At 49.7% G+C, this 23,753-nt stretch carries 26 protein-coding genes; 19 read left to right on the top strand and 7 right to left on the bottom strand.

The annotated features are described in order from the left end of the window. Positions 1 to 31: 31 nt before the first annotated feature. The 7 genes from sigY (at position 32) to ACX1C1_RS00955 (ending at position 3,498) form a co-directional block, all read left to right on the top strand. Positions 32 to 574 (top strand): RNA polymerase sigma factor SigY, encoded by a 543-nt coding sequence (sigY, locus tag ACX1C1_RS00985; protein WP_458957562.1) that lies wholly within the window; start codon positions 32 to 34, stop codon positions 572 to 574. Beyond that, the gene (locus tag ACX1C1_RS00980) at positions 564 to 914 is read left to right on the top strand and encodes a YxlC family protein (protein ID WP_458955337.1); all 351 of its coding nucleotides are present in this window, start codon (positions 564 to 566) and stop codon (positions 912 to 914) included. Before sigY ends, ACX1C1_RS00980 begins: the two co-directional genes overlap by 11 nt. Then, a complete protein-coding gene (locus tag ACX1C1_RS00975) occupies positions 899 to 1,135 on the top strand; it encodes a sigmaY antisigma factor component (protein ID WP_458955336.1) in 237 nt (78 codons plus the stop codon). Before ACX1C1_RS00980 ends, ACX1C1_RS00975 begins: the two co-directional genes overlap by 16 nt. Then, on the top strand, positions 1,135 to 1,341 hold the full coding sequence (locus ACX1C1_RS00970; protein WP_458955335.1) for a PLD nuclease N-terminal domain-containing protein: 207 nt from the start codon (positions 1,135 to 1,137) through the stop codon (positions 1,339 to 1,341). Before ACX1C1_RS00975 ends, ACX1C1_RS00970 begins: the two co-directional genes overlap by 1 nt. Next, entirely contained in the window at positions 1,338 to 2,282 is a 945-nt protein-coding gene (locus tag ACX1C1_RS00965; RefSeq protein ID WP_458955334.1) for an ABC transporter ATP-binding protein, read from the top strand. Before ACX1C1_RS00970 ends, ACX1C1_RS00965 begins: the two co-directional genes overlap by 4 nt. Then, a complete protein-coding gene (locus tag ACX1C1_RS00960; protein ID WP_458955333.1) occupies positions 2,279 to 3,097 on the top strand; it encodes an ABC transporter permease subunit in 819 nt (272 codons plus the stop codon). The genes ACX1C1_RS00965 and ACX1C1_RS00960 overlap by 4 nt, the downstream gene beginning before the upstream one ends. A gap of 113 nt (positions 3,098 to 3,210) precedes the next feature. After that, the gene (locus ACX1C1_RS00955) at positions 3,211 to 3,498 is read left to right on the top strand and encodes a HesB/YadR/YfhF family protein (RefSeq protein ID WP_458955332.1); all 288 of its coding nucleotides are present in this window, start codon (positions 3,211 to 3,213) and stop codon (positions 3,496 to 3,498) included. 138 nt (positions 3,499 to 3,636) lie between these two features. Here ACX1C1_RS00955 and ACX1C1_RS00950 read toward each other — a convergent pair whose 3' ends face one another. Beyond that, a complete protein-coding gene (locus tag ACX1C1_RS00950; protein WP_458955331.1) occupies positions 3,637 to 3,762 on the bottom strand; it encodes a DUF6254 family protein in 126 nt (41 codons plus the stop codon). A gap of 86 nt (positions 3,763 to 3,848) precedes the next feature. Beyond that, complete coding sequence (locus tag ACX1C1_RS00945) at positions 3,849 to 4,712, bottom strand: AraC family transcriptional regulator (RefSeq protein WP_458955330.1); 864 nt, start codon at positions 4,710 to 4,712, stop codon at positions 3,849 to 3,851. Between the two features lie 213 nt (positions 4,713 to 4,925). Between ACX1C1_RS00945 and ACX1C1_RS00940 the strand changes: the two genes are divergently transcribed. The 3 genes from ACX1C1_RS00940 (at position 4,926) to ACX1C1_RS00930 (ending at position 8,161) form a co-directional block, all read left to right on the top strand. Further along, positions 4,926 to 6,416: a tagaturonate epimerase family protein gene (locus tag ACX1C1_RS00940; RefSeq protein WP_458955329.1), complete on the top strand. Its 1,491-nt coding sequence runs from the start codon at positions 4,926 to 4,928 to the stop codon at positions 6,414 to 6,416. A gap of 76 nt (positions 6,417 to 6,492) precedes the next feature. Next, entirely contained in the window at positions 6,493 to 6,957 is a 465-nt protein-coding gene (locus tag ACX1C1_RS00935) for a divergent PAP2 family protein (protein ID WP_458955328.1), read from the top strand. 211 nt (positions 6,958 to 7,168) lie between these two features. Further along, positions 7,169 to 8,161: a hypothetical protein gene (locus tag ACX1C1_RS00930; protein ID WP_458955327.1), complete on the top strand. Its 993-nt coding sequence runs from the start codon at positions 7,169 to 7,171 to the stop codon at positions 8,159 to 8,161. A 77-nt stretch (positions 8,162 to 8,238) separates the two neighbouring features. On the opposite strand, the gene ACX1C1_RS00925 is transcribed toward ACX1C1_RS00930, so the two are convergent. Beyond that, complete coding sequence (locus tag ACX1C1_RS00925) at positions 8,239 to 9,732, bottom strand: collagen-like protein (RefSeq protein ID WP_458955326.1); 1,494 nt, start codon at positions 9,730 to 9,732, stop codon at positions 8,239 to 8,241. Between the two features lie 250 nt (positions 9,733 to 9,982). Between ACX1C1_RS00925 and ACX1C1_RS00920 the strand changes: the two genes are divergently transcribed. From ACX1C1_RS00920 to ACX1C1_RS00910, 3 genes are all read left to right on the top strand, one after another. After that, entirely contained in the window at positions 9,983 to 10,459 is a 477-nt protein-coding gene (locus ACX1C1_RS00920; protein WP_458955325.1) for a glutathione peroxidase, read from the top strand. Between the two features lie 232 nt (positions 10,460 to 10,691). Further along, positions 10,692 to 11,363: a response regulator transcription factor gene (locus ACX1C1_RS00915; protein ID WP_458955324.1), complete on the top strand. Its 672-nt coding sequence runs from the start codon at positions 10,692 to 10,694 to the stop codon at positions 11,361 to 11,363. After that, positions 11,360 to 12,373, top strand: coding sequence for a sensor histidine kinase (locus tag ACX1C1_RS00910; protein WP_458955323.1), 1,014 nt, complete (start codon positions 11,360 to 11,362; stop codon positions 12,371 to 12,373). Before ACX1C1_RS00915 ends, ACX1C1_RS00910 begins: the two co-directional genes overlap by 4 nt. On the opposite strand, the gene ACX1C1_RS00905 is transcribed toward ACX1C1_RS00910, so the two are convergent. Further along, on the bottom strand, positions 12,370 to 14,343 hold the full coding sequence (locus ACX1C1_RS00905; RefSeq protein ID WP_458955322.1) for an ABC transporter permease: 1,974 nt from the start codon (positions 14,341 to 14,343) through the stop codon (positions 12,370 to 12,372). The two genes, ACX1C1_RS00910 and ACX1C1_RS00905, sit on opposite strands and share 4 nt — an antisense overlap. After that, positions 14,340 to 15,083, bottom strand: a complete 744-nt coding sequence (locus tag ACX1C1_RS00900; RefSeq protein ID WP_458957561.1) for an ABC transporter ATP-binding protein — start codon at positions 15,081 to 15,083, stop codon at positions 14,340 to 14,342. The genes ACX1C1_RS00905 and ACX1C1_RS00900 overlap by 4 nt, the downstream gene beginning before the upstream one ends. A 191-nt stretch (positions 15,084 to 15,274) precedes the next feature. On the opposite strand from ACX1C1_RS00900, the gene ACX1C1_RS00895 reads away from it, so the two are divergent. The 3 genes from ACX1C1_RS00895 (at position 15,275) to ACX1C1_RS00885 (ending at position 19,837) form a co-directional block, all read left to right on the top strand. Next, positions 15,275 to 17,017 (top strand): ABC transporter ATP-binding protein, encoded by a 1,743-nt coding sequence (locus tag ACX1C1_RS00895; protein ID WP_458955321.1) that lies wholly within the window; start codon positions 15,275 to 15,277, stop codon positions 17,015 to 17,017. Between the two features lie 11 nt (positions 17,018 to 17,028). After that, positions 17,029 to 18,822, top strand: coding sequence for an ABC transporter ATP-binding protein (locus ACX1C1_RS00890; protein WP_458955320.1), 1,794 nt, complete (start codon positions 17,029 to 17,031; stop codon positions 18,820 to 18,822). Positions 18,823 to 18,967: 145 nt separating this feature from the next. Then, positions 18,968 to 19,837 (top strand): YitT family protein, encoded by an 870-nt coding sequence (locus ACX1C1_RS00885; RefSeq protein WP_458955319.1) that lies wholly within the window; start codon positions 18,968 to 18,970, stop codon positions 19,835 to 19,837. 82 nt (positions 19,838 to 19,919) lie between these two features. Here the strand turns inward: ACX1C1_RS00885 and ACX1C1_RS00880 are convergent, their stop codons facing one another. Both ACX1C1_RS00880 and ACX1C1_RS00875 read right to left on the bottom strand, forming a co-directional pair. Continuing rightward, on the bottom strand, positions 19,920 to 21,134 hold the full coding sequence (locus ACX1C1_RS00880; protein ID WP_458955318.1) for an SLC45 family MFS transporter: 1,215 nt from the start codon (positions 21,132 to 21,134) through the stop codon (positions 19,920 to 19,922). A gap of 4 nt (positions 21,135 to 21,138) precedes the next feature. Continuing rightward, positions 21,139 to 21,870: a glycerophosphodiester phosphodiesterase gene (locus tag ACX1C1_RS00875; RefSeq protein ID WP_458955317.1), complete on the bottom strand. Its 732-nt coding sequence runs from the start codon at positions 21,868 to 21,870 to the stop codon at positions 21,139 to 21,141. Positions 21,871 to 22,073: 203 nt separating this feature from the next. On the opposite strand from ACX1C1_RS00875, the gene ACX1C1_RS00870 reads away from it, so the two are divergent. The 3 genes from ACX1C1_RS00870 to ACX1C1_RS00860 are packed head-to-tail and all read left to right on the top strand — an operon-like array spanning position 22,074 to position 23,493. Then, the gene (locus ACX1C1_RS00870; RefSeq protein ID WP_458955316.1) at positions 22,074 to 22,412 is read left to right on the top strand and encodes a metal-sensitive transcriptional regulator; all 339 of its coding nucleotides are present in this window, start codon (positions 22,074 to 22,076) and stop codon (positions 22,410 to 22,412) included. Between the two features lie 18 nt (positions 22,413 to 22,430). Further along, positions 22,431 to 22,631 carry a copper ion binding protein gene (locus tag ACX1C1_RS00865; protein WP_458955315.1) on the top strand — a complete coding sequence of 67 codons (201 nt, stop codon included), beginning with the start codon at positions 22,431 to 22,433 and terminating at the stop codon, positions 22,629 to 22,631. Next, complete coding sequence (locus ACX1C1_RS00860) at positions 22,618 to 23,493, top strand: hypothetical protein (RefSeq protein ID WP_458955314.1); 876 nt, start codon at positions 22,618 to 22,620, stop codon at positions 23,491 to 23,493. Before ACX1C1_RS00865 ends, ACX1C1_RS00860 begins: the two co-directional genes overlap by 14 nt. Positions 23,494 to 23,753: the final 260 nt, after the last annotated feature.

Below are 23,753 nucleotides of genomic sequence, written 5' to 3'. Positions count from 1 at the left end.
AAGCGAAGACAAGTAGAAGTGAGGGGAGTCGCTGGCGATTGAAGTAGAAGAATCGAAGCTCGTGCAGCAAGCGATCCGAGGCGATACCCGGTCCCTGGCGGAGCTGCTGCGACTGAATTATACGTTCTTATATCAGTATGCGATCAAGCTAACGATGGATCGAAGCCGTGCGGATGATATTGTGCAGGAGACAGCGCTTAAGGCGATCGAACAGATCGGGACCTTCAGGGGGACATCCAAATTTTCGACTTGGTTGATCACAATCGCATCCAGGCTCGTCATCGATAAGGCACGCCGCAATAAACGGGAGCAAAGATGGCTGCAAGAGGAAAAGGCATATACACGATCCTTTCAATTCGAGACGATAAACAGGCTTGGCGAGTGGCCGGATGCGGTAGAGGCGCTCGCGGAATTGCCGGAGCATCATCGTGTTCCGATCCTGCTGAAATATTATTACGGCTACTCGCAAGATGAAATATCCGAGATGTTGAAGGTGCCCTCTGGCACCATCAAATCTCGTCTACATGAAGGGATGAAACGATTAAGAAAGGAGCTTGGCGGACATGATGGATGATCGCGAACGCGGCGACAAGCAGTGGTTCAGGGAGAACATCGGCAACCAACTGGAACGAATGGACGAAGTGTTGACTTCTCAACAGCCCGAACTTCATGTTATGGAGGCCTTTGTAGCTGACAGGAAACATGAGCTCAAACGGAAGTTTCGCAGGGAGCTGGTCTTATTTTGGCTGCTGGCTGCAGTGGTGTTAGGGGCAATGGCTTGGACGATTGATCAAAGCTTGGCCTTGTTCGTGACGTTACAAATAACAGTTACGCTACTTGCAGGCGGCTTCATGGCGGTCACGATCTTACGTCTGATGAGAGCGAAAGGGAAGAAGCTATGGAAGAACAGCTAAAAAATTCGGTGTGGTTCTGGAGCTTGCTGGCGGTGATGCTGATCACGCAGTCGACTTGGTTGTTCATAGATGCGCGGAAGCGAGGAAGCAGCTACTGGTTCTGGGGATTATGGGGGCTGATACAGTGCCCGTTGCCTTCCATCACGTATTGGCTGTTTGTTCGAAGAGGGCTGTGGCGGCAGCTTAAGCAGAAGTTGAATGAGAAGAAGGAGGAGACATAATGGAAGAGATGGAGCTATCGAAGTTGATTGCGGTTCTTGCGCCGTTTGTTGCCGTGCAATTGATCTTGATGATCATTGCGCTCGTGCTGTGTATCCGGGCCAAGGAGACAAGAGGTCCTAAGCTGATGTGGATCTTGATTATTATTTTCGTTAATATTCTCGGTCCGTTTGCATTCTTTGTATTCGGAAGGAGAAATGGAAGTTGAGCGCGCTTCTAGAAGTGTCCGGCTTGTCCAAGAGCTTTGGCGGAGTGGAGGCTGTTAAAGGAATCGACTTCTCCATATCGGAAGGCAGATGCGTCGCGTTGCTAGGGCCAAACGGCGCGGGCAAAACCACGACAATCCGGATGTTGGCCGGATTGTTGAAACCAACTGCAGGTCAAATCCTATATCTGGGAGCAGCGGGCAACATCGACGCTAGGGCTGCTATCGGTTATCTGCCGCAATCCCCGGAGTTCTATCGATGGATGACGGGATACGAGTTCGTCTCTTATGCGGGCAAGCTGTGCGGATTATCCGGAGCGGATTCCAAGCGGCGGGCAGGCGAATGGCTGGAGCGGGTGGGGCTGAAGGATGCGATGAAACGAAGGATCGGCGGCTACTCCGGCGGCATGAAGCAGCGGCTGGGTTTGGCGCAGGCGCTCGTACACGGACCCAAGCTGCTTATTATGGATGAACCGGTATCTGCGCTCGACCCTATCGGACGCCGCGAGGTGATGGAGTTGATTGCCCTTCTCAAGCAGGAGACAACTGTCTTGTTCTCGACCCATGTGCTCCATGACGCAGAGGAGCTCTGTGACGACATCGTCATTATCCGTGAAGGACAAGTAGCGTTGAAAGGTGAGCTTGAGAGAATTCGTAATGAGCATCGAATGCCTGTCATTGAGCTGCTTCTGGAGCGGGATGAACGAACGGTGAAATGGGCTACGGCGTTTATGGCAATGGTGGCCGACCCAGCAGATCAAGCTTATCGTTACATCGGATTGGTGGAGTGGAAAGGCAATCTCATGCGATTGGAAGTAAAGGAACTGGAATCGGCAAGGTCCTATATTTTGCGTGAGCTGGCAGACCATAAAGTGAATATTATTCGGATGAATGCGGGATATTCGACGCTGGAGGATTTGTTCATGAAGGCGGTGAGCTTGTGAAATCATCCGTGCAGACACAGACTAGTTCTATCTCCAGCAGGTACGGTGCAGTGCTCGGCAAAGAGCTGTTGGAGCTTACACGCAGTATGAAGCTGGTTTTTGTGCCGCTTATCTTTGTTGCGCTAGGTATTATGCAGCCCGTATCGATCTACTATATGCCGTTTATTCTGGAGAACGCGGGCAATTTGCCCGAGGGAGCAATTATCGACATTCCGCCACCAGAGGCCTCGCAGGTCATGGCGAATACGTTGTCACAATTCGGTGTACTGGGTTTATTGGTTATCGTTCTTGTTTTTATGGGGATCGTCTCGGGAGAACGTACCAGCGGTACAGCCTCTTTGATTTTGGTCAAACCTGTGTCTGTGAGCGCCTTTCTGGGTGCAAAGTGGAGCAGTATGCTGCTGCTCGCATGGCTCTCGTTATTAGCGGGTTACGGAGCTGCTTGGTATTACACAACCTTGCTCATTGGTTCATTCCCGTTCGATGCCTTTATTCGCAGCGCTGCCGTGTATGGTTTATGGTTGGCATTTGTGATGAGCGTGACGCTGCTATTCAGTACGATGCTGAGGAGTCCCGCTGCAGCTGCTTTCTGCACGCTAGGATTAATGGCGGCATTATCGCTCACATCGGGTCTGCTGCCGAAGTATTTGAGCTGGAGTCCCGGCTCGTTAAGTGGCTTCGCCTACCAAGAGACTCAGTCCGCTCTGGAGCGATCCGATATGTTGCTCTGGTCGATTGTAATCACGATTGTGCTCATTGCGGCAGTGTTTGCGATTACTTATCAGCTGTTGCGACGTGCAACCGCCATTGATTAAGCATGTTATTGCTGCATCGTCCATATATATAAGCGAGTACTTCTGTCTGGGGTTGGAGCATCGATGAATGGCGGGTATAATGGAGGTATTATGACTTCGAGGAGCTGACAGCGATGAAGTTAGTGGTAGAACAGGCAGCGGCGCGATGGTATAAGGAGCAGATGGAGTTGTCCGATGGAGACGCGCTCCGCATTTTTGTCAGACTTGGCGGCTGCGGCAGCGTTCATCCTGGATTGTCGCTTGGCATTACGAAGGACTCGCCAAGAAGCGAGGGGCTGCGCCACGAGATTGAAGGCATTCTCTTCTATATCGAAGATGATAATCTATGGTATCTGGAAGATAAGGAATTGCGAATCTCATTCGACGATCGTTATGAGGAGATCCTGATGAAAGTCGTCTAACGATAGCAGTCGCGCTTTGTTTTCTACAAAACAATCTTTGATGCCGCATGACAGGTAAAAAAGTAAATGAGTTATGCCAGGCAAGAGGGATGTCCGAGGTCTATTCGACCATGGACATCCCTCTTGTTGTTCTGCATGTTAGGAGTTGGTTTTGTCCGTGCCTTCGCTCAATTCTTCAAAGGATTTGACCTTCCCGTGCGGCGGTTTCTGACCATGCTTGCGCTGATGCCAGGCATTCTCCCTGCGACGTTTGGATGATGACATGTTTGAAGCACCTCCTTCCACGTCATTAGCATGGCATCCCGGCCATATTCGCATGCGTGGCAAATAGGGGCTATTGGAGTTTGCTGTTACGATTCGGCTGATGGCTGCTTTTGGGAAAATTGTCTGTAGCGCAGCGGTGTAATGTTTGTTATCTGGCGGAATGCGCGTCCGAATTGTACCAGCGAGCCGAAGCCCACATGCTCGGCGATCGTAATCACTTTGTCATCCGTTTCCTGCAGCAGACGCTGCGCTTCTTGTATACGTATGAGATTGACGTAAGTAACAAGCGAAAATCCCGTTACTTCTTTGAACATTCGACTTAGATACGCAGGACTGATCTCGAATTGAAACGCTAGTTCTTCGAGCCGGATTGGCTCTGCATAATTAGAGTTGATGTAACGGACGATGGCGGATATTTTGCGATGGAGCGGGCTGACATGATCGGGTGAAGTGACGGGATGCTGACGGACGAATCGGGATGTAAACAACAGAAGCTCGAGCAAATAATGCCGAATGGCAAACAACTGGTCCTGCTCATCCTCGCGCGCCTCTTCTGTCATGGAATCCAAAATACGCTGTACGATGCGTCTGCTTGACAGGTCTAAGCGTAACACGGGTGAACCGTGGGTTAACGCATCCAGCAAATTAGGCGCTTCCTCTAGCGCACGACCGACGAAAGCATCGCTGAAATTGATGACAACCCGAGCATGGCCCCATTGCCCAGAGTCCGAAGTGGCATGCAGATCGCGTCGATTAATAAGCACGAGATCACCGGGCAGTATAAGGTATGAGCGATCACGAATGAAATACATGCGCTCACCTTCGTATAAGTAATACATTTCGTACATTTCGTGCATATGCTGCGTTCGCTCGAACGGACCGGAACGGCGAATGTATTGAAGATAAAAAGGGCCTTCTTCTTCGTTGCCGAAGGTTACGGTATCAGACATTTGAGCAGCTCCCCTTCTTTGTTAAGAAGATCGTAGCATATTATTGCAAAATATGAATAGTTTTATTAGAAAATAAGAATAAATGAAAAGAAATATATCGATAATTGCGATACGATATCTATATCTCATACCGGCTCATCCATGTTCGAATAAAGGTGATAACCCTTACATTCTTGACTTGGGTGATGCAAATGACAAGGGAGGCCTATCGCAATGAAAACATGGATCGATGAATTGCAATCCGGCAACACATCCGAGCAGACTTCTTCCGACAATTATGTATATCCCAATTCTGTTGCAAAAGCATCCGGCACGACGATTGCCATCGTCAAAACAGATCAAGGCAAAAAGCTGTATGCGGCAGGAGACGGAGAATTATATGATGCGCTTGTTGGCGAGTTAACCGAAGATGGCACAGGCAAGCTGTGTGCGCTTTCTCATGAGAACAGATTAACGATTAACAGCTATTTCCCATATACGGCACCGCGTGCTTTCGGTACGAAGGTGGCAACGATGGGTCTCGGCGATCGTCTTGGCATCGCGAGCCCAGGACATATTCGTACGATTAGGGGCAAGGACATCAGACCTGTGCTGGCTCAGCAAAGTATCCGTGAGCTGACGTTGACAGGGCGCACCTATGAGGATGTACTGGACGCTGCCGCTTATGCCGTTCTGCAAGAAGGGTATACGGATGGATATGGAGCAGATGGCGACCATTTGAAGAAAAAAGAAGATATCGAATACGCGCTGCGTCTAGGCTTTACGATGCTGACGCTAGATTGCTCAGAGCATATCGACGGTACGATCGGCGGAGCTTCTTCTGCTGAGATTGCTGCGAAATACGAGCTGCTGCCCGCCGAATTGCGCGAGCGTTATGAGTCGCGTTACTTGAGCGGCGATACAGCGCTTCCTGGCGCTTCGCTTGCGTTTACCCGCGAATCGCTCATGAAGGATGTGCTTATCTACGATAAGGCGATCGATTTTATGGAAGAGATCTATAATACCTATATCAAGACGCTGGATCGCGAGGTCGACTTCGAAATTTCGATCGACGAGACAGAAACGCCAACCTCGCCTGAAGCGCATTACCTCGTAGCCAGCGAGCTGCATCATCGCGGCGTAACGATCTTTAGCATGGCGCCAAGATTCTGCGGAGAATTCCAAAAGGGCATTGATTACATCGGGGATATCGCACAATTCGAAAAGGAGCTTGCGAGTCATGCGGCAATCGCCGTTCACTTCGGCTACAAGCTGAGCATCCACTCTGGCAGCGACAAATTTAGCGTGTTCCCGTTAATCGGGCAATATACAAATGGATTGTTCCATCTTAAGACGGCAGGCACGAACTGGCTTGAAGCGGTTCGTGTAGTGGCTAGCGAGAATCCGTCGCTGTATCGCCGCATGCATCAATTCGCGCTGGATCACTTCCATGAAGCAACGGTCTATTATCATGTTACAACGGATATTAGCGCCATCGCGCCGTTAGCCAGCGTGAGTGACGTGCAGCTGCCGGAATACATGAACGAAAACAACGCTCGCCAGCTGCTGCATATTACGTACGGCTTGCTGCTGCAAGCGAATAATGATGACGGCAGCAAAACGTTCGCCGATGAATTCTTCCAGACTCTTGCAGATCGCGAGGAAGTGTTCGCCGAAGGATTGGGTGTGCATATCGGCCGACATTTGGAACTTCTGGGCAAATAAGCCTTGTTAGGACACGGCATGCTCGTACTTGTCTTAGGGAACACTGACGAAGAAGTGAAGTCAGGAGGGATCCGTAATGGCAAACCGAGGATTAGCTACTGCGCTTGCGGCCATTGGCGCTGCGCAGCTGCTCAAAGTTCCATTGCATGCGTGTCGAACGGGCGAATGGAAATGGAGCAAAATGGCCGGCTCCGGTGGAATGCCGAGCTCGCATTCGAGCGGTGTGTCGGCACTTGCCACATACACGGCGATGAAATATGGAGTTCGTACACCGGAATTCGCCATTTCCAGCATACTTGGCTTAATCGTCATGTACGACGCCATGAATATTCGCAGGCACGCGGGAGAAATCGCGATACAAGTCAATGATCTTGATGCCGATGTGGAGAGATTGGCGGGACATCATCCCGGCATCTACCATGAGCGGCGCAAAGAGAAGCTCAAGGAGACGCTCGGTCATCAGCCGAGCGAAGTGGCGGCTGGCGCCCTTCTTGGTGTGATTCTTGGAGCGGTTGGAGCGATGTCGATGCGGGCTCGCTGATTATGATGAATAGTGCAGAAGCGAATAACCGTCTTGCGGCCTATGGCTGCGAGACGGTTATTTGAATATGTGTACGCACCCTGTAAACATAGATGATTCAGTTGAAGCATATTCTGATACAGATATCCACGTACTATCCCGCATTCACCCACCCTAACAAGCCGGATGGTGATCAGATATGCTTCGTATTGATACATGCAAGAGGCAAGATATGAAATGGCTTTCCAATCAAACTGGGCACACGGCGACTTTGCGAATTAGCGAAAAAAGCGTCTACATCTCCCAAGCCATACTCATATGGCACACGTCTGAGAAGGAGTGTATCATCCATTTGATGGCTGATTATCATATTAAACGTATTCGCTCAGTTTCATCCTCAATTGCTGATCAGGATGATAGATATATTCATATCCTGAACGTAGCAGATTTTGTGCGTGCCCACTTGAATGCCCGATACAAGGTTCAATTGGACCGAAAGTCATCGAATTACACTCTAATGCCATGGCACATGCTCATTGTATACGGTTCTCCGTTTATGCCCTTATGTCATATATCCATGTGCTGGTCGCAGCCCTCCATGGCAGAATGGGATACGTGGATATCATCACTGCCAATCAATTCACCTGGCTTGCCTTGGTCTGCCAAGCTGCAAGTGCTGGATCCAATCTTGAAGGAACGCACATGCCTCTTAAACCTCCAATTCAACGAAGACAGCCATCTTAAAACAACAAATTACAGCAGAATGCGAAGCCACTGTCCCTCTCCAGTGCTGATCGCTCAAGTCATCCGGTTACCGGTTGCTGTCATGGAGGTTTCACATTGTGCCGATCGCTACATTATTAAAGTAGGTGATATCGTCACTATACAATCTTGTATTACCAATATAGGCAAGCTGACCGCTTCTCCTGTGCAATATCGAACAACCTTGCCTCGGGGTACGGAATTGGTTTCGGATAGCTTTAAACTAAATAATGTTCCTATTCCAATTCATGCAGATCACTTCAATGCGGTCACTGTTTATTTAAGGGCCATGCCTGAGCGAGATGAAATTGTAGCCATGTATCAAATCAGGATTAAGCAGCAAATAAAGCCATTTCTATTGTCGAGCGCAACATTGGATTTCAGCTTTCGTCCGGCCGAAGGGCTCAAGGCGGTTGACAATCTACCAAGCAATACAATTAGATTGGAGTTTCTGGATAACTGAAAATCATAGATGAAAAGGCGCAATTTCTTGTGGAAATTGCGCCTTTTCCTGTTCCAATCAATTTGAAGGATTTCTTGTTAGATTAACTTGATGGCAGTAACATTTGGTCTTGTGAATTGTCGAGCTCCGCCGTATCCTGAAGGCAATAGCTGTAATACGCCAGGGGCGCCTGCTTCGACATTGACGATAGCGGATTGTGTGGCTACTGGCTGAATGTTAAGGTTGTCGCTACCATTGGTTACCTGAGATATACTGCCTGGTACTAATACTCCGTCCAGTTCCAGACGCAATTGTACGTTCTCCTGCTGTAATCCCGGAACACCTACCGAATAGGTGACGAAATAAGATTGGTTAGGTGCCAATATAATATCTTGAGTAGGCGTCGCAGCCGAAATGGCCGTTCCATTAACAAAACCAGCCGAGTCATACGTAAGAGCAACGTTAGAAGATCTGTTCTGGTTGTCAGAATGATAAAAGGTTGCGTTATTATCTACAACACTTGAACCGGTTGGACCTGTTGGTCCCATCTCGCCGGTAGCGCCTGCGGGTCCGGTCGGCCCTTCGGGTCCAGTGGCGCCATCAGCGCCGGCGGGCCCAGTCGCGCCAGTCGCACCAGTCGCGCCAGCAGCGCCGGCAGGACCAGTGGCACCGGTAGCTCCAGCTGCGCCGGCTGCGCCGTCCGCACCAGTCGCGCCGTCAGCGCCGGCTGGTCCAGTCGCGCCAGTCGCGCCAGTCGCACCAGTCGCGCCAGCTGCGCCGGCAGGACCAGTGGCACCGGTAGCGCCAGCAGCGCCGGCTGGTCCGGCAACGCCGTCCGCTCCAGTGGCGCCGTCTGCACCAGTCGCACCGGTCGCGCCAGTGGCACCAGTCGCACCGGCAGCACCGGCAGGACCAGTGGCACCAGTCGCACCGGCAGGACCAGTGGCACCGTCAGCGCCAGCTGGCCCAGTCGCGCCAGCAGCGCCGGTAGCGCCAGTGGCACCAGCAGCGCCGGCAGGCCCAGTCGCGCCAGCAGCGCCGGCAGGACCAGTGGCACCAGTTGCGCCAGCAGCACCAGTCGGCCCAGTTGCGCCCGCCGGACCTTGAGCGCCCGCCGGACCTTGAGCGCCTGCCGGACCTTGAGCGCCCGCCGGACCTTGAGCGCCCGCCGGACCTTGAGCGCCCGCCGGACCTTGAGCGCCTGCTGGACCTTGAGCGCCTGCCGGACCTTGGGCTCCAGGAGCCCCGTTCTGACCAGGGTAGCCTTGAGGTCCGCGAGGTCCTTCCGCCCCAGCGATTCCTTGAGGACCCTGTTGACCAGGGTAACCTTGAGGTCCTCGTTTCCCTGGTGCACAACATCTGTAACGAGTGCTGCCTCCACCTTGACCAGGACCGACAATGATGACGGGTGAGCAATTTTTGCCGCTGGCCGATCCATTATTTCCTGAACCTGATTTTGATCCAGCACCTCCATGACGTTTTTTCTTTTTGCATCCGCAATCTTTACTTTGAATTATCATCCTCTTCGTTTTTGTAGCAGGACGACTTTTACTGCTGACATGATCATTTTTCTGATTGGATTTTTTACTCATAAATTTAATACACCTCCTTGTGATAAGACAAGATATGCCGGATCTCTATCACTGGACTGTGCTTGTACTCAACTCTATCAAAATTCCGCTGCTTCACTATGAATAGAATTCAAAAAGTAATAGAAACTAGAAGTGGAATATTGGAAGTGCGTTTCTAAATAGAATGAATCCATTGACACCTCATGATTAATTGTATAAAATCTAATTAAACAAAATATAAATGGGTAATGAAAGGAGTATGAGTGATATCATGTCCATATACGATATTTCGGTCAAGACGATTAAAGGAGAACAGCAAACGCTCGAGCCGTACAAAGGGGACGTTATGTTGATCGTGAATACGGCAACAGGCTGCGGCTTCGCACCTCAGTTCAAGGGACTTCAGAAGCTGCACGACGAATATGCAAGCCAAGGATTGGCCGTACTCGGCTTCCCTTGCGCACAGTTTGCGAATCAAGAGAAAGGCGAAGATTCGGAAATCGCCCAGGCCTGCGAGTTGAACTTCGGCGTATCCTTCCCGCTGTATTCTCGCGTAGACGTCAAAGGAAATGATGCCCATCCGCTATTCAAACATTTGACTGACGAAGCTAGAGGCGTTTTTGGCACTAAGTCGATCAAGTGGAACTTCACGAAATTTCTTGTCGACCGTCAAGGTCGTGTGATCAAGAGATTCGCTCCTACAGATGAGCCGGCTAAGATTGAATCGTTTATTCTTGAACAGCTGTAGAGGTGCTGCAGCACACGAATCGAAGACTCGCCTCATTAGCTGGAAGTCCGATGTTCAGAGCCCGCCTATGGCGGGTTCTTTGTATTGGAGGGGAGCAGTTTGTTGATGATTTGTTGTGATATACTGGCATCATTAGGCAACAGAATCACAGCACACCTCATATATGGATATAAAATGAGATAGATCAATCAGTGGCTCGTGCCAACAATGAGTACAAAGGAGAGTGCCACATTTGTTCAAAATCATGCTCGTCGAAGACGACGAGAAGATTCGCGGTATTGTAGCGAACAGCCTAAGAAAGTGGCAATACGAGGTCGTCGAAACGACGGACTTCGAGACGGTTGAGGAGCAATTTCGAGCACATGAGCCTCATCTCATCCTTCTGGATATCAATCTCCCTGTGTATGACGGCTACTATTGGTGCCAGCGCATTCGTGCCGTCTCGAAGGTGCCGATACTGTTCTTGTCTTCCAGAAGTCAGAACATGGATATCATTATGGCGATTAATATGGGGGGCGACGATTATGTGCAGAAGCCGTTCGACCTATCCGTGTTAGTGGCCAAGGTAAGCGCGCTGCTTCGGCGCAATTATACGTATCAGGACGAGACGCTGCAGCTGCGGCATCGCGGTTTGACGTTCCATCTCGGCAATTCGTCGGTCCAGACGGATGATAAGACTGCCGAGCTGTCGCGCAACGAATTTATTATTTTGCAAGTGCTCATGCGCAGTATAGGTCGAATTGTTCCGCGGGAAGAGCTTATGCATGCGTTATGGAAGGACGAGCAGTTTGTCGATGATAATACGCTAACCGTCAACGTTAACCGTCTGCGCCGGAAAATTACAGAGCTTGGCATGGAGGATTATATCGCGACCCGCAAAGGGATGGGGTACATCGTCGAATGAGTCGGATCAAGAAGTTTCTACGTTATCAACGCTCTTATTTGATTATATGTGCGGCGAGCTATACGCTGGCCATGGGAGTCTGTTATGCGGATCCTGGCATCGACTATGACTGGGATGTGTTTCTATACGGGCTCATTCTTCTTGCGTTATTGCTCGCTGCTTTTTTCTCCTATCGTTACATCCGAGAAACGCAGAGTGTCCGCCGTCTCCGGCATGAAGACGGAGAGCCGCTTTCTCTTGAGGGGGAGGCCTATCAGGACGAGCTAAGCCGGATGGAGATGGAATACATCCGCAAGTTGAACGATCTTCAGGACAGACAGTTGGAATCTTATCGGTATATGGTGTCTTGGTTTCATGAGATCAAGACGCCGATTGCCGTTCTGCGGCTGATCGAGCAGACGGATCCGCATGCGGCCGACATGGACGAGGAACTGTCCCGTATCGAGCATTATGTTGATCAAGCGCTCTATCATGCCAAGCTGGACAGCTTCCACCAAGATTATGAGATCGAATCCGTCGATATGGAGCAATTGGTGAAAAGTGTGGTCAAGCAACATGCGAAGACGTTTATTGCCAAAAAAATAAAAGTCAGCTTGCATGTCCACTCGCACCTAGTGTTAAGCGATCGCAAATGGCTCTCCTTCGTGCTCCATCAGTTGATCTCGAATAGTCTGAAGTACACGCCATCAGAGGGGGCTGTGCAAATAACGACTGCCGAGACGGATTCAGAGATACAGTTCAACGTGCTCGATAACGGAGCGGGGATCGATGCCAAGGATTTGCCTCGTATATTCAATCGAGGTTTTAGCGGCGAGAACGGGCGGAATCATGCAAGGTCTACGGGGATGGGCTTATATTTGGCACAGGAAATGTGCGGCAAGTTGGGGCATTATTTGTCATGCGAGTCGGAGAAAGGGCAGTACACTTCTATGACGCTTCATTGCCCGCGAATTCATGATCCGTATCAATTCATTGTGGGCGAGCTGGAACAAGAAAACCGGAAGCGTTAAAGCTTCCGGCTGACGATTCGTTCGTAGACGCTTGCCGAGGACCAATACAACAAGCTGTATATAAGGATATAGATGCCCATGGACGCGAACACGATGGACACGATATCAGGGTAATCCTGCAGCGTATCGAGCATGTAGGAATCAATGACGAGCCAACTGGTCAATAGTCCGAGCACGAGCGGCGGCGCGAACACAAACAGCAGCTGCTTGCGAATGACACCTTTCACTTGGCCGCTCCGAATGCCGAGTTTGCGCAATGTCTCAAATTGCTGGATGGCATCCGTAGCTTCCTTAAGCTGACGGAAGTAGATGACACTCGCTAGCGCGAAAAGCGCAATTATCGCCAAGAAGGCTCCTGAGAACAATAAGAGAGACGAGCTTTCAATTTGCTTGGAATACACATCTGCGAAGGAAGAATAATAGCCATTCGGAGCAGCAGCATAAAACAATTCCTGCACTTGGAGCGACAATTCCTCCGCGTTCCCAGCATCTTCAATGTCATAAGTCTGGAACGTTCTTTCCTTGGCGCTAGGCTGCAAGGAGACGTACAAATCGTCGGAGATGACGAGTACGGCTACCTTGCTTGACATCGAGTCTTCTAAGCTGGTTTTCCAGCCGAGCAGCGAATAATCGATTTGTTCCGCAATGGAAAGTGTGATCGGCGAATCGCCTGCCAGCAGCTCGAACTCAGGTTGTTCATCTTGCTCGTAGACGATAGGAATGTCGATGCCGGCGGATAAAGAGATCGTCTCATTACCTGATAGCGGCGTGCGCTTCGAGTGGCCATGCACTTGTTCAAACGAATTGAACGTCGACTCTGAGACGAGTAACACGCCGGGGTCAAATTGTTCTTCGCCCTGGAATGCGATCTCCCGATCGGTAACCGCTTCAGTCTCAAGCGTGTGCAGGAGACGATATTCGTTCACTGGATGCTCTTCGGAGCCCCGAATGATGCCATCGAGCTTAGAGACCGTATCTTCGTCTATTGTTGCGAATGCGATATCATGCGGCAGATTTTTCCCCACCGCGCTGAACTGCACGCTATAATTGATGGCCACGAAGCTGGTTAACAGAATGAGAACAGAACTAAACAACGTAATAAAGGTTAGATTGAGAACGTTGCTTCGCACCTGAAAGCGCAGAGCCGAGGTCCACAACATGGTCGTGCTTTCGAGATAACGAGACGCCTTGCCAAGTCTGGCCAAGATCCAGCTCGTGAACTGACGGAAGAACAACCAAGTGCCAGCGAGGATGCCCACCGAAACGGCAAGGAGCGATAACGTGCCGTAATCCTGCCAGAGGAACGATTCCCGACCAAGAAGAATAAGCGTATAAGCCTCGGCGAGCAAAAGGATCGACAGCCATGCCAGTACAGGAGAGGCTGCAATAGGCTTCTCGCTTGTGGCTCTCGCGCGGAACAGCTCTACGAGCTGAACGCGGCGAACCATGATTAAATTCTGAATGCTGATGATTACAATGATAGCAAGGAATACGAGCGCCGTTGTGCCGATTGCGCCGCCTCGGAACGATAGGGAGACAGCTTGGTCATACTCCATTAGCTTCATGAGCAGCATACCGAACCACTTGGACAACAAACCGCCAAGCAACATCCCCGTTACAAGTGAGAAGGCCCCCATAGCGAGCGTTTCGTACAATAACATAAACGTTACTTGTCTCTCGTTCATCCCAAGCAGCAGATACATGCCGAGTTCCTTCTTGCGCTGCTTCATAAAAAACGAGTTGGCATATAAGATAAACAGGATGATAAATAAGCTGATTGCGACAGAGGCAATCGTGACGCCTTGGCGGAACATGTCGCTGTTACGCAGCGCATCCAGAATATCTTCGTTGTACATGAGCGATGAAAATGTAAAATGAATAATGACACCAATGATCATCGCCAGCAGATAGATTGAATATATTTTGAAATTGCGGCGAGCTCCCCGTAGCGTTAGCTGTAGCAGACTCATCCCCGCCCACCTCCGAGCAAACCTTGCGACTCCAGGATTCGATCAAAGAAAAACTTACGGGACTGATCGCCCGCATAAAGCTCGTTCACGACAGATCCGTCCCGCAGGAAAACGACTCGACTACAATAACTGGCCGCATAAGGATCATGTGTGACCATCAAGATTGTCGTGCCTAGCTTCTTGTTCATACCGGACAGCACTTCTAGCAACTCGGTCGCCGATCTGGAATCCAGCGCTCCGGTTGGTTCATCTGCAAAGACGACGGACGGATTCGTAATGAGCGCTCTTGCGGATGCTGTTCTTTGCTGTTGACCTCCGGAAATCTCTGTCGGGTACCTGTCGAGAATGGATTCTATCTGCAACGTATTCGTGAGCGACTTCAGTCGAGCCTCCATTTCGGTTGTTTTGAAGCCTCTGAGAGACAAGGGCAGCAATATATTTTCTTTGACGGTTAACGTGTCCAGCAGATTGTAATCTTGGAATATGAATCCCATCTTCTCCTGACGGAATTCACGAAGCTCTCTTTTGCCCAGTGACAGCAGCGATTGCTCTTGCAGCCATACCTCGCCTCCAGATACCCGGTCGATGGTGGACAATACGTTCATCAAAGTCGATTTCCCCGAGCCAGACGGTCCCATAATAGCGGTGAATTCGCCTTCGTTGACGTTTAGATCTATATTACGCAGCACAGTCGTCTTACCGAAGGTTTTGGTTACGTTCTTCGCGCGGATGATTGGCATCTTCATATGTTTTCTCCTCTTTGTACTTGATTATGATCCCAATATACCGTTCTTCTAAGACTCGTGCCATCGATTGCTCATGTTCGTAAGTGACACTTCCGTCACATATGATTTAAATCGTTTTATCAGTTGTAGGATTTCATATTTAAAGGTAATATTATACAATCACTGCGCTGAAAGTAGGGGATCCTTTGACTTTTTTGAAGCGTTTGGATTGGTTTTTTCGTCAAAGATGGGGCAGCTATGCGATAGCGATCAGCATTATGACGATCGTCAGCCTGCTCTCTGCTGTACCTCCGAGATGGATCGGCAACACGGTGGACCAGATTGGTGCGGGTGAGCTGACGCAAGAGGATCTAGGCAGGACGGTATTATTGCTCGTGTCGCTGGCATTGCTGACATATGTGTTTGTGTACATATGGATTACGACGTTGTTTGGAAATTCAGTGCTTGTGGAGAAGCTACTGCGAGGCAAATTGCTGAGTCACTTGACGCGTATGAAACCTTCTTTCTTCCATAAGAACAGTACGGGCAATTTGATGGCGTTAGCTACCAATGATATTACAACAATCGGCAATACGGCAGGATATGGCGTCATGACGCTAGTAAACACGCTTGTCGGAGCGTCCGTCGTCATTGTTATGATGGTGACGTTTGTTTCCTTCAAGCTCATGCTTGCAGCGCTCTTGCCGCTGCCGCTTCTCGCATTTATGATCAGCTGGCTTGGCACGAAGGTGCGCGATCGTTTTATGGCGGCGCAAGCGGCCTTCGGAACGATGAATGATCATGCGCTGGAGTCGATATCCGGCATTCGTGTCATTCGTTCCTATGTACAGGAGCAAGCGGATCTGGCTGCGTTCGATCGGGTGACGGAGGATGTCATGGAGAAGAATAGGAGGGTTTCGCTGCTAAACGCGATGTTCCACCCGCTTATCTCAATCATAGTAGGCATCAGCTATACCATAAGCATCGGGTACGGCTCCTATTTGGTACTGGAGAAAGAAATTATGATCGGCCAATTGCTGACGTTTAACATTTACCTTGGCATGCTGATATGGCCGATGATTTCCTTTGGCGAATTTATTAACGTGCTTCAACGTGGAAGCGCTTCTGCCGATCGATTGGACCAAGCGTTTGCACAGCAGCCTGATGTGACGGAGCCAGAGGCGCCGGTCAGACCGAGCATCCCAGAGAGCATCGAGTTCAAATCGCTGAGCTTTGTTTATCCAGAGGCGGCTGCGCCGAGCTTGTCCGGCATCAGTTTCCGACTTCATAGGGGACAGACGCTTGGTATCGTAGGCAAGACGGGCAGCGGCAAGAGCACACTGCTGAAGCAGCTGCTGCGTCAGTATCCGATTCAGCCGGAATCCGTATTCGTTGCGGGGTCGCCAATTGAGCAAATATCACTGGATCTATTAAAGGGATGGATCGCTTATGTGCCGCAGGAGCATCTTCTTCTCTCCAAATCGATTAGGGACAACATTGCGCTGGGCAAACCGGATGCAACGGAAGAAGAAATCGTGAAGGCGGTGGAGATGGCATCCTTTGATGGAGATATCGCTGGTATGCCTGAAGGTTACGGAACGATCGTCGGAGAAAACGGGGTAATGCTCTCCGGAGGCCAGAAGCAGCGACTCGCAATTGCCCGCGCATTGTTGATTGATTCTGAGATGTTGTTATTCGACGATTCGTTATCTGCAGTTGACGCACGAACGGAGAATCGTATTTTGAAGGCGATTCGCAGAGAACGTCAAGGGAAAACGACATTCATCACGACCCACCGGTTGTCCGCCGTCAGTCATGCCGATTGGATATTGGTTCTGCACGAAGGAGCAGTGGTGGAGGAAGGCACGCATGAGACGTTGATGGGGCTCGGCGGCTGGTACAAGCGACAATGGGATCGTCAGCAGATGGAAGCAAGTCTTGCAGAATAGGAGGGATATGGATGGAATCTATCGAAGTCGAACGACCTGCATCCGGGAGAACGACGATAAAGCGTCTTTTGTCATATGCACTCCGATATAAATACAGAATTGTCATCGCGATCTTCATCCTATGCTGCGCCGTTGGCGCTGAGCTGGCAGGTCCGCTGATCGTTAAAGCAATTATCGACGATCATCTGAGCCAAGGCGGTGTAGAGCAGATGGCGCCAGTCCTGCGATTGTTATTGTTGTATGTCGGACTGTTAGTTGCTGCGAGTTGCTTTCACTTTCTACAGTCTTATATGCTGCAATCGACGGCGCTCCGCATCATCAAGAATATGAGAATGGATCTGATGGGGCAGATTCATCGGATACCGCTTCGCTACTTCGACAATACACCGATCGGAGGGATCGTATCCCGGGTTGCCAATGATACCGAAGCCGTACGCGAGTTATTTATGAGTTTTATGGCAACCTTTGTTGTCAGCTTTGTTCAGCTTGCCGGCATCTACATTGCGCTCTTTGTTCTCGATGTTAAGCTGGCGCTGCTATGTCTGCTTCTGTTGCCGTTGTTTGCACTTATTATGGTCGTGCATCTCCGTTACTCCAAACGCTACATCGCGATAATGCGAGCCAGGCTTAGTGATATGAACGCAATGATCAACGAGTCGATCAATGTAATGCCCATCATCCAGGCCTTTCGCAGGGAGCGGCGCACGATCGATGAATTCGAGAAGCTGAACAACGACAGATACGTAAACCAGGTTAAGCAATTCCGTGTTTTTTCGTTATCTTCACGTAATATCGTAGGTACGATCGGCGCTTTGTTGACGGCGTTTGTGTTGTGGTATTTTGGCGGGCAAGCGCTCGAAGGAGCCATCCTGTTTGGCGTGTTATATGCGTTTATTGATTATTTGGGGCGAATCTTCCACCCAATTATCGGTATCTTCGATCAATTGACCAATGCGCAGCGAGCATACGTATCAGCCGAGAAAATATTTTCGATTATGGATATGGACGGCGTCGATGTGGACACTGCCCCGAACGACAAACGCCCGAAGGGCGATATCGTATTCCGCGACGTCACCTTCTCCTACAAGAGCGGCGAACCGGTGCTCAAAGGGATAACCTTCGAGGTCAAACGAGGAGAAACGTTGGCGCTTGTCGGTCATACAGGTTCGGGCAAAAGCTCAATCATGAATCTGCTGCTGGGGTTCTACGAGCCGGATCAAGGAGAGATCACGATCGATGGGAGGAACATTGCTACGATGTCGAAGCAGGAGCTTCGCAGCCCAATGGGCATCGTACTCCAGGATCCATTCCTCTTCGCGGGTGATGTCGCGTTTAATGTCAGCCTCCATCAGCAAGACATAACGCCCGAACGGGTCTGGGCAGCTCTCAAGGAGGTCGGAGCGGAGTCCTTTGTCCAATCGCTGCCGCAAGGATTGTCCGAGCCTGTTGTCGAACGTGGCAGCACGTTCTCTGCCGGGCAACGACAATTGATTTCGTTCGCAAGGGCACTCGCGTACGATCCGGCAATCCTTATTCTGGACGAAGCGACAGCAAGCGTCGACAGTGAGACCGAACATATTATACAACGTGCGCTAAAGGTGGTTAGCGAGGGACGAACGACGTTAGTAATTGCCCATCGCTTATCAACCATTCGGGACGCGGATCATATTCTGGTGCTGCATCGAGGCGAGATCGTGGAGAGAGGAAACCATGATGCATTGATGGCGCTAGGCGGCAGATATCATCGGATGTATCGATTGCAGATGGGGGAAGAATCGGCGAGTCCGGCGACATCTAATAGATGAGCAGAAGCTTCACGTAGACAACGTAACCGTTGTCCGTGGAGCTATTTTATTTTTGTCATCCATCTCAAATAGATATTGATGCGTGATTTCTCGAAACCGTTTATAATAAAAAATAGCATTCTTATCATGAATAGGAGGAACCGGCTTGCCGCACAGAGTACACAAAAAATTATCCCCTTTAGAAATCTCCAAACGATTATTATTTATTACAATCGGTGCGGTTCTGATGGGCGTTGCACTCGAATTATTCCTTGTTCCGTTCCAGATCATCGACGGCGGAATTGCGGGCATCTCTATCATGTTATCCGAGTTAACGCCGCTGCCCCTCAGCGTGTACTTGTTCCTCGCGAACGTCCCTTTTCTTATTCTCGGTTACAAGCAACTTGGCAAAACCTTTGCGTTATCCACTCTTTATGGCATCGCCATTATGTCGATAACCACTGCATTGCTACACCATGTCGATGCTTTTCCGGAAGATAAGCTGCTGGCAGTTCTGTTTGGCGGTATGATATTGGGTGCGGGCGTCGGACTTGTCATACGGTACGGTGGAGCGCTTGATGGGATTGAGGTTGTGTCCATTCTGATCTCCAAGAAGCTGCGTGTTGCAGTAGGACAAGTGATTATGATCTTTAACCTTGCGATCTTCCTGATCGCAGGCTTCGTCTTCGAATGGACATCTGCCATGTATTCGATATTGGCTTATTACATAGCGATTAAGGTCATCGACATTGTTGTCGAAGGTTTAGATGAATCCAAGTCTGTTACGATTATCTCCAAGGAACATTCGGAAATTTCCCAGGCAATCATGGACAGGCTAGGTCGCAGCACGACATTGCTGCAAGCGCGCGGCGGATATTCCGGCGACGAGCTGCAAGTTATTTATTGTGTCGTTTCCCGTCTGGAGCTTGCGAAGCTCAAAAGTATCGTTCAGGAAATTGACGAAAAAGCTTTTATCGCCGTTGAACATGTCTCGGATGTAATGGGTGGCAACTTCAGTAAAGGCAGCATCCATTAATCGCATAACGAGAATGAATAAGGGCTGCGCCATGTCTCGAGACATTGGGTGCAGCCCTTATTAGATGAACCGGAAAAAGGTATCAAGCGGAATGTGTAGATGTAGGAGAGATGGTATGGCCGCGATCCTTGACGCCAAGCAAGAAGAGAAGCGCGACGGCCATGCCGCCTGCTGCGACATAAAACAAGATCGAATATCCCAGCCAGTCGATTAGCAACCCCATTAGAGGCGGAGACGAAACAGCAGCAATGGATGAAGCAATATAATAAATACCGGTCCTGGTGCCGATGCTGCTCTCTTCTCCAAGCTGTACGATAAATGGATACGAGTTAATATTAATGCATGCCCAGAATAGACCGCCGATGAGCAGCATAATCCGCAGAGCCAGTACCGATTCGGCGAGAGAAATGAGCGAGAATACAGCAATTAAGCCGACCACGCCAATGAGAATGATTGTTTTTTTGCCATAACGGTTGCCGAGCATGCCGCTCGGTATTGCGGCAATTACGAATGCGAGAGAGAAAAAAGCAAGCGAGAAGGCGGCTTCGCTGTCCGTCATGCCCATACGATTCGTTCCGTACAACGTAAACAGTGCTTCGACGCCCTGATAGGAAAAGAACCAGAAGAAGATCGCACCTAGAAGGAACATAGTGGGACGATTCCATTCGGCGCTGAATTTGGTCAGTTTGGGTTCTTCTTGCGCCATATAACTAGTGTTATCCGATTGCAGTTGCCCGCGAACGACAAACAGAAGGATCACCATACAAAGCAGCGTAATGATTGAAGAAGTGAGAAACGGCATGGAGGTATGCCAATCGTTGAGATAAGCCCCTCCGGCAAATGCCAGAATGGAACCAATGCCTCCCATGAAATTAATGATGCCGTTGGCTCCTGTTCGTTTGTCGGCCGGTGTAAGATCCGGCATAAGCGCTACCGTTGGAGAACGGTAGAGACTCATCGATAGATTCATGAGCACCATAAACGCGACTAACGTTACGATTCCATTGTGCCATGGGATAAGCGCGGCGAAAACAGCGGCGAGCGGCATACCAATGAGGAGAAATGGCATACGCTTGCCAAGCTTCGAGCGTGTTTTGTCACTTTTCCGTCCGATCCATGGCTGAAGAAACATAGCGAAATAATTGTCGATCGTCATCATGAAGCCGATCAGGGCTGTACTCTTGATGAAATGCTCGAGATAAAGCGGGACATAGGCGTTATAGAGCGCCCAGGTTATGCTGATACTGAAGAAGCCAAAGCCGAGCAGCCAAATACTGCGCGCTGAATAAGTTCTCATGGGGTTACCTCGCCGCCAGAAGATCACGTAGCCGATCCGGATAATCCGTGATAATGCCGGCAACGCGAGCTTCGATTAATCGGCTCATCTCGGCTTCGTCATTGACAGTAAAGGGGTGATAAACGATTCCGTGCTCCTGTGCTTCTTGTACCCACTCTGGTAATACGGCATGATGATAAGCGTGGAGCGCATCCGCCTGCAGAGTTGCGGCATAAATCCATGGGCGATAAAGTCCTTCCATATACAGAATGCCTGTGCGAATATCGGGAGCGAGATGTTTGCAGAGCGCGAGCGAATAATGATTGAAGCTTGACAAGACGACACGATGGGCAAGTCCAGCCGTACGCACAGCTTCGATAATTTCAGCTTCCATGCCGGGGTATAATACGATACCGTTCTTGAGCTCTAGATTAAGATAGAGATCGTGTTCTACAGCTAATTGAAGCAACTGATCAAGTGTTGGAATTCGTTGGCCTGTATAGGAGGCATCGAACCAACCACCGGCATCCAGCTGGGACAATACTTCAAACTCTGTATCGTTTACAAGCTGGTTCAGTCCTGTCGTCCGGAACAAAGATTCGTCATGGATGCAGATAAGCTTACCATCTTTCGTTCGTTGGATGTCGGTTTCGATTCCTGTCGCGCCTAATGAAACTGCATGGACGAATGCGGCCATTGTATTCTCTGGGCAATATTTGCTTGCACCACGGTGAGCGAAGTTAATGAGGTTATTCATCGGGATTCATCCTCTCGAATAAAGTGATTAACAATAGGTAGAACATAAGATAGCGCTTGCATGTGGATCGTAGCATAAACCAATACATCGTGTATAGTGAGAATCATGTAAAGGTTAGTGGTGATTGGCGATTCATACTTTACATACCCATAAGGGGTATGATAAGATGTGAACATAAGTTGCATACCCTGGGGAGGTATTACATGGAGCATACACCTAATGCTATCGACAGCCCGTCATGTCATGGCTCAGAGAGTGAAGTAGGCAGGAAAAGCCATCACTCCGATAAGACGAAACAAAATTTGACGAGTCGTCTTAATCGGATCGAAGGACAAATTCGCGGAATAAAGTCCATGATCGAGAAGGATACGTATTGTGATGACGTTATAACGCAAATCGCGGCCGCTCAGTCTGCGCTGGGAAGCGTCGCCAAGCTGCTGCTCGAAGGACATCTGAAGAGTTGTATCGTAGAGCGGATTCAAGCTGGTGAAGATGAAGTCATTGAAGAGTTGTTGGTAACGGTAAATAAATTAATGAAATAACAGGAGGTTCGATTAATAATGGCAAACGTAGTATTGAAGGTTGAAGGTATGAGCTGCGGACATTGTGTGAATTCGGTTGAGAAAGCGGTAAGCGGACTTGGTGCAACCGGTCAAGTGAGTCTGGGTGATAAATCGGTGACAGTGCAATACGATGACAGCAAAGTGAGTCTGGATGCGATTAAAGCAGCGATTGAAGATCAAGGTTATGATGTGGTCTAAGAGAAACACGAACCGCTCAATAGTGATATCCATTGTGTTATGTGCTGCATTGACCATAAGTGGTTGCGGAAGCGGTGCGGGGCTCTCCCATGGTAATCATGTGGCAGAACAGGCTAACGGCGAGTTGAACGAAGGTGATCACGAAGGTCATGGAGATGCGGAGACTGCCGATTCGTTGGTAACTTGGACGTTTGATCCTGAGCATCCTAAAGCTGGTGAGACGGTTTCCATTAAGATGAGCATGATGGATGGAGAAGGGAAGCCGATCGAGAATTTCGTTATCAGTCATGAGAAGCTGTTGCATTTGATCATGGTGAGCCAGGATCTGAGCCAATTTCAGCATCTACATCCCGAATACGATGGCAAGAGCGAATTCAAGCAGGATGTTGTACTTTCGAAAGGTGGAACATACCGTTTATTCGCTGACTACAAACCAGCAGGAGAAGCTGGAGTCACTGCGAGGGGTGAAATTCATATCGCTGGAGGAACGGATGCAGCAGTCCCACCCCTCCCTGATACGGATCCTTCTAAACCGAAAACAGTCGAGGGGATGAACGTTGCTTTGGATATCTCGACACTTGCGGCAGGGCAACAATCGAGGCTGACGTTCCGCTTTGAAGATGCTTCAACTGGCGAGAAGGTGTCGGATTTGATGCCGTACCTAGGAGCGATCGGTCATGTCGTTATTGTTGGCGAAGGGGCAGAGGAGTACCTGCATGTCCATGCAGAGGATGATAATGGTACTGGACCGGAAGCAACATTCTCGACGATGTTTCCTAAGTCTGGCGTTTATCGGATATGGGGACAATTTCAGCGGAATGGCAATCTAATCACCGTTGCTTATACAGTTAAAGTCGTTTAACGAAATAGATATGCAAATTGGACAGGGCTGCCCTGCCAGCGACAGTTGTCGCCGGCCAGGCAGCCCTTTAATTGCTTATATTTAACCTGCCGCTGCTAAGTCAAGCGACACGTAATCCCCACAGCATAACGGAACAGCATGCATTTCACAGTTGTACGTGCTTCTTTTTTTCTAAAACAACGAAAGCCCTACCTCTCTTTCGTCCTTGCGGCTCCAATGACCGCGCCAGCGTGAATCAGAAAACAGATGAAACATGAGTT

This window comes from Paenibacillus sp. strain BS8-2 (assembly GCF_054483835.1).
The sequence above is the reverse complement of the archived record's forward strand: the minus strand, read 5'-3'. Positions and strand labels throughout refer to the sequence as shown.

Excerpts from the sequence above, each read along its gene's own strand:
- ACX1C1_RS00880 (WP_458955318.1), bottom strand. The coding sequence starts at position 21,134 with ATGAGAACTTATTCAGCGCGCAGTATTTGGCTGCTCGGCTTTGGCTTC.
- ACX1C1_RS00975 (WP_458955336.1), top strand. The coding sequence starts at position 899 with ATGGAAGAACAGCTAAAAAATTCGGTGTGGTTCTGGAGCTTGCTGGCG.
- ACX1C1_RS00860 (WP_458955314.1), top strand. The coding sequence starts at position 22,618 with ATGATGTGGTCTAAGAGAAACACGAACCGCTCAATAGTGATATCCATT.
- ACX1C1_RS00970 (WP_458955335.1), top strand. The coding sequence starts at position 1,135 with ATGGAAGAGATGGAGCTATCGAAGTTGATTGCGGTTCTTGCGCCGTTT.
- ACX1C1_RS00950 (WP_458955331.1), bottom strand. The coding sequence starts at position 3,762 with ATGTCATCATCCAAACGTCGCAGGGAGAATGCCTGGCATCAGCGCAAG.
- ACX1C1_RS00935 (WP_458955328.1), top strand. The coding sequence starts at position 6,493 with ATGGCAAACCGAGGATTAGCTACTGCGCTTGCGGCCATTGGCGCTGCG.
- ACX1C1_RS00955 (WP_458955332.1), top strand. The coding sequence starts at position 3,211 with ATGAAGTTAGTGGTAGAACAGGCAGCGGCGCGATGGTATAAGGAGCAG.
- ACX1C1_RS00890 (WP_458955320.1), top strand. The coding sequence starts at position 17,029 with ATGGAATCTATCGAAGTCGAACGACCTGCATCCGGGAGAACGACGATA.
- ACX1C1_RS00900 (WP_458957561.1), bottom strand. The coding sequence starts at position 15,083 with ATGCCAATCATCCGCGCGAAGAACGTAACCAAAACCTTCGGTAAGACG.
- ACX1C1_RS00870 (WP_458955316.1), top strand. The coding sequence starts at position 22,074 with ATGGAGCATACACCTAATGCTATCGACAGCCCGTCATGTCATGGCTCA.
- ACX1C1_RS00930 (WP_458955327.1), top strand. The coding sequence starts at position 7,169 with ATGAAATGGCTTTCCAATCAAACTGGGCACACGGCGACTTTGCGAATT.
- ACX1C1_RS00905 (WP_458955322.1), bottom strand. The coding sequence starts at position 14,343 with ATGAGTCTGCTACAGCTAACGCTACGGGGAGCTCGCCGCAATTTCAAA.
- ACX1C1_RS00980 (WP_458955337.1), top strand. The coding sequence starts at position 564 with ATGATGGATGATCGCGAACGCGGCGACAAGCAGTGGTTCAGGGAGAAC.
- ACX1C1_RS00945 (WP_458955330.1), bottom strand. The coding sequence starts at position 4,712 with ATGTCTGATACCGTAACCTTCGGCAACGAAGAAGAAGGCCCTTTTTAT.
- ACX1C1_RS00940 (WP_458955329.1), top strand. The coding sequence starts at position 4,926 with ATGAAAACATGGATCGATGAATTGCAATCCGGCAACACATCCGAGCAG.
- ACX1C1_RS00865 (WP_458955315.1), top strand. The coding sequence starts at position 22,431 with ATGGCAAACGTAGTATTGAAGGTTGAAGGTATGAGCTGCGGACATTGT.
- ACX1C1_RS00875 (WP_458955317.1), bottom strand. The coding sequence starts at position 21,870 with ATGAATAACCTCATTAACTTCGCTCACCGTGGTGCAAGCAAATATTGC.
- ACX1C1_RS00920 (WP_458955325.1), top strand. The coding sequence starts at position 9,983 with ATGTCCATATACGATATTTCGGTCAAGACGATTAAAGGAGAACAGCAA.
- ACX1C1_RS00910 (WP_458955323.1), top strand. The coding sequence starts at position 11,360 with ATGAGTCGGATCAAGAAGTTTCTACGTTATCAACGCTCTTATTTGATT.
- ACX1C1_RS00925 (WP_458955326.1), bottom strand. The coding sequence starts at position 9,732 with ATGAGTAAAAAATCCAATCAGAAAAATGATCATGTCAGCAGTAAAAGT.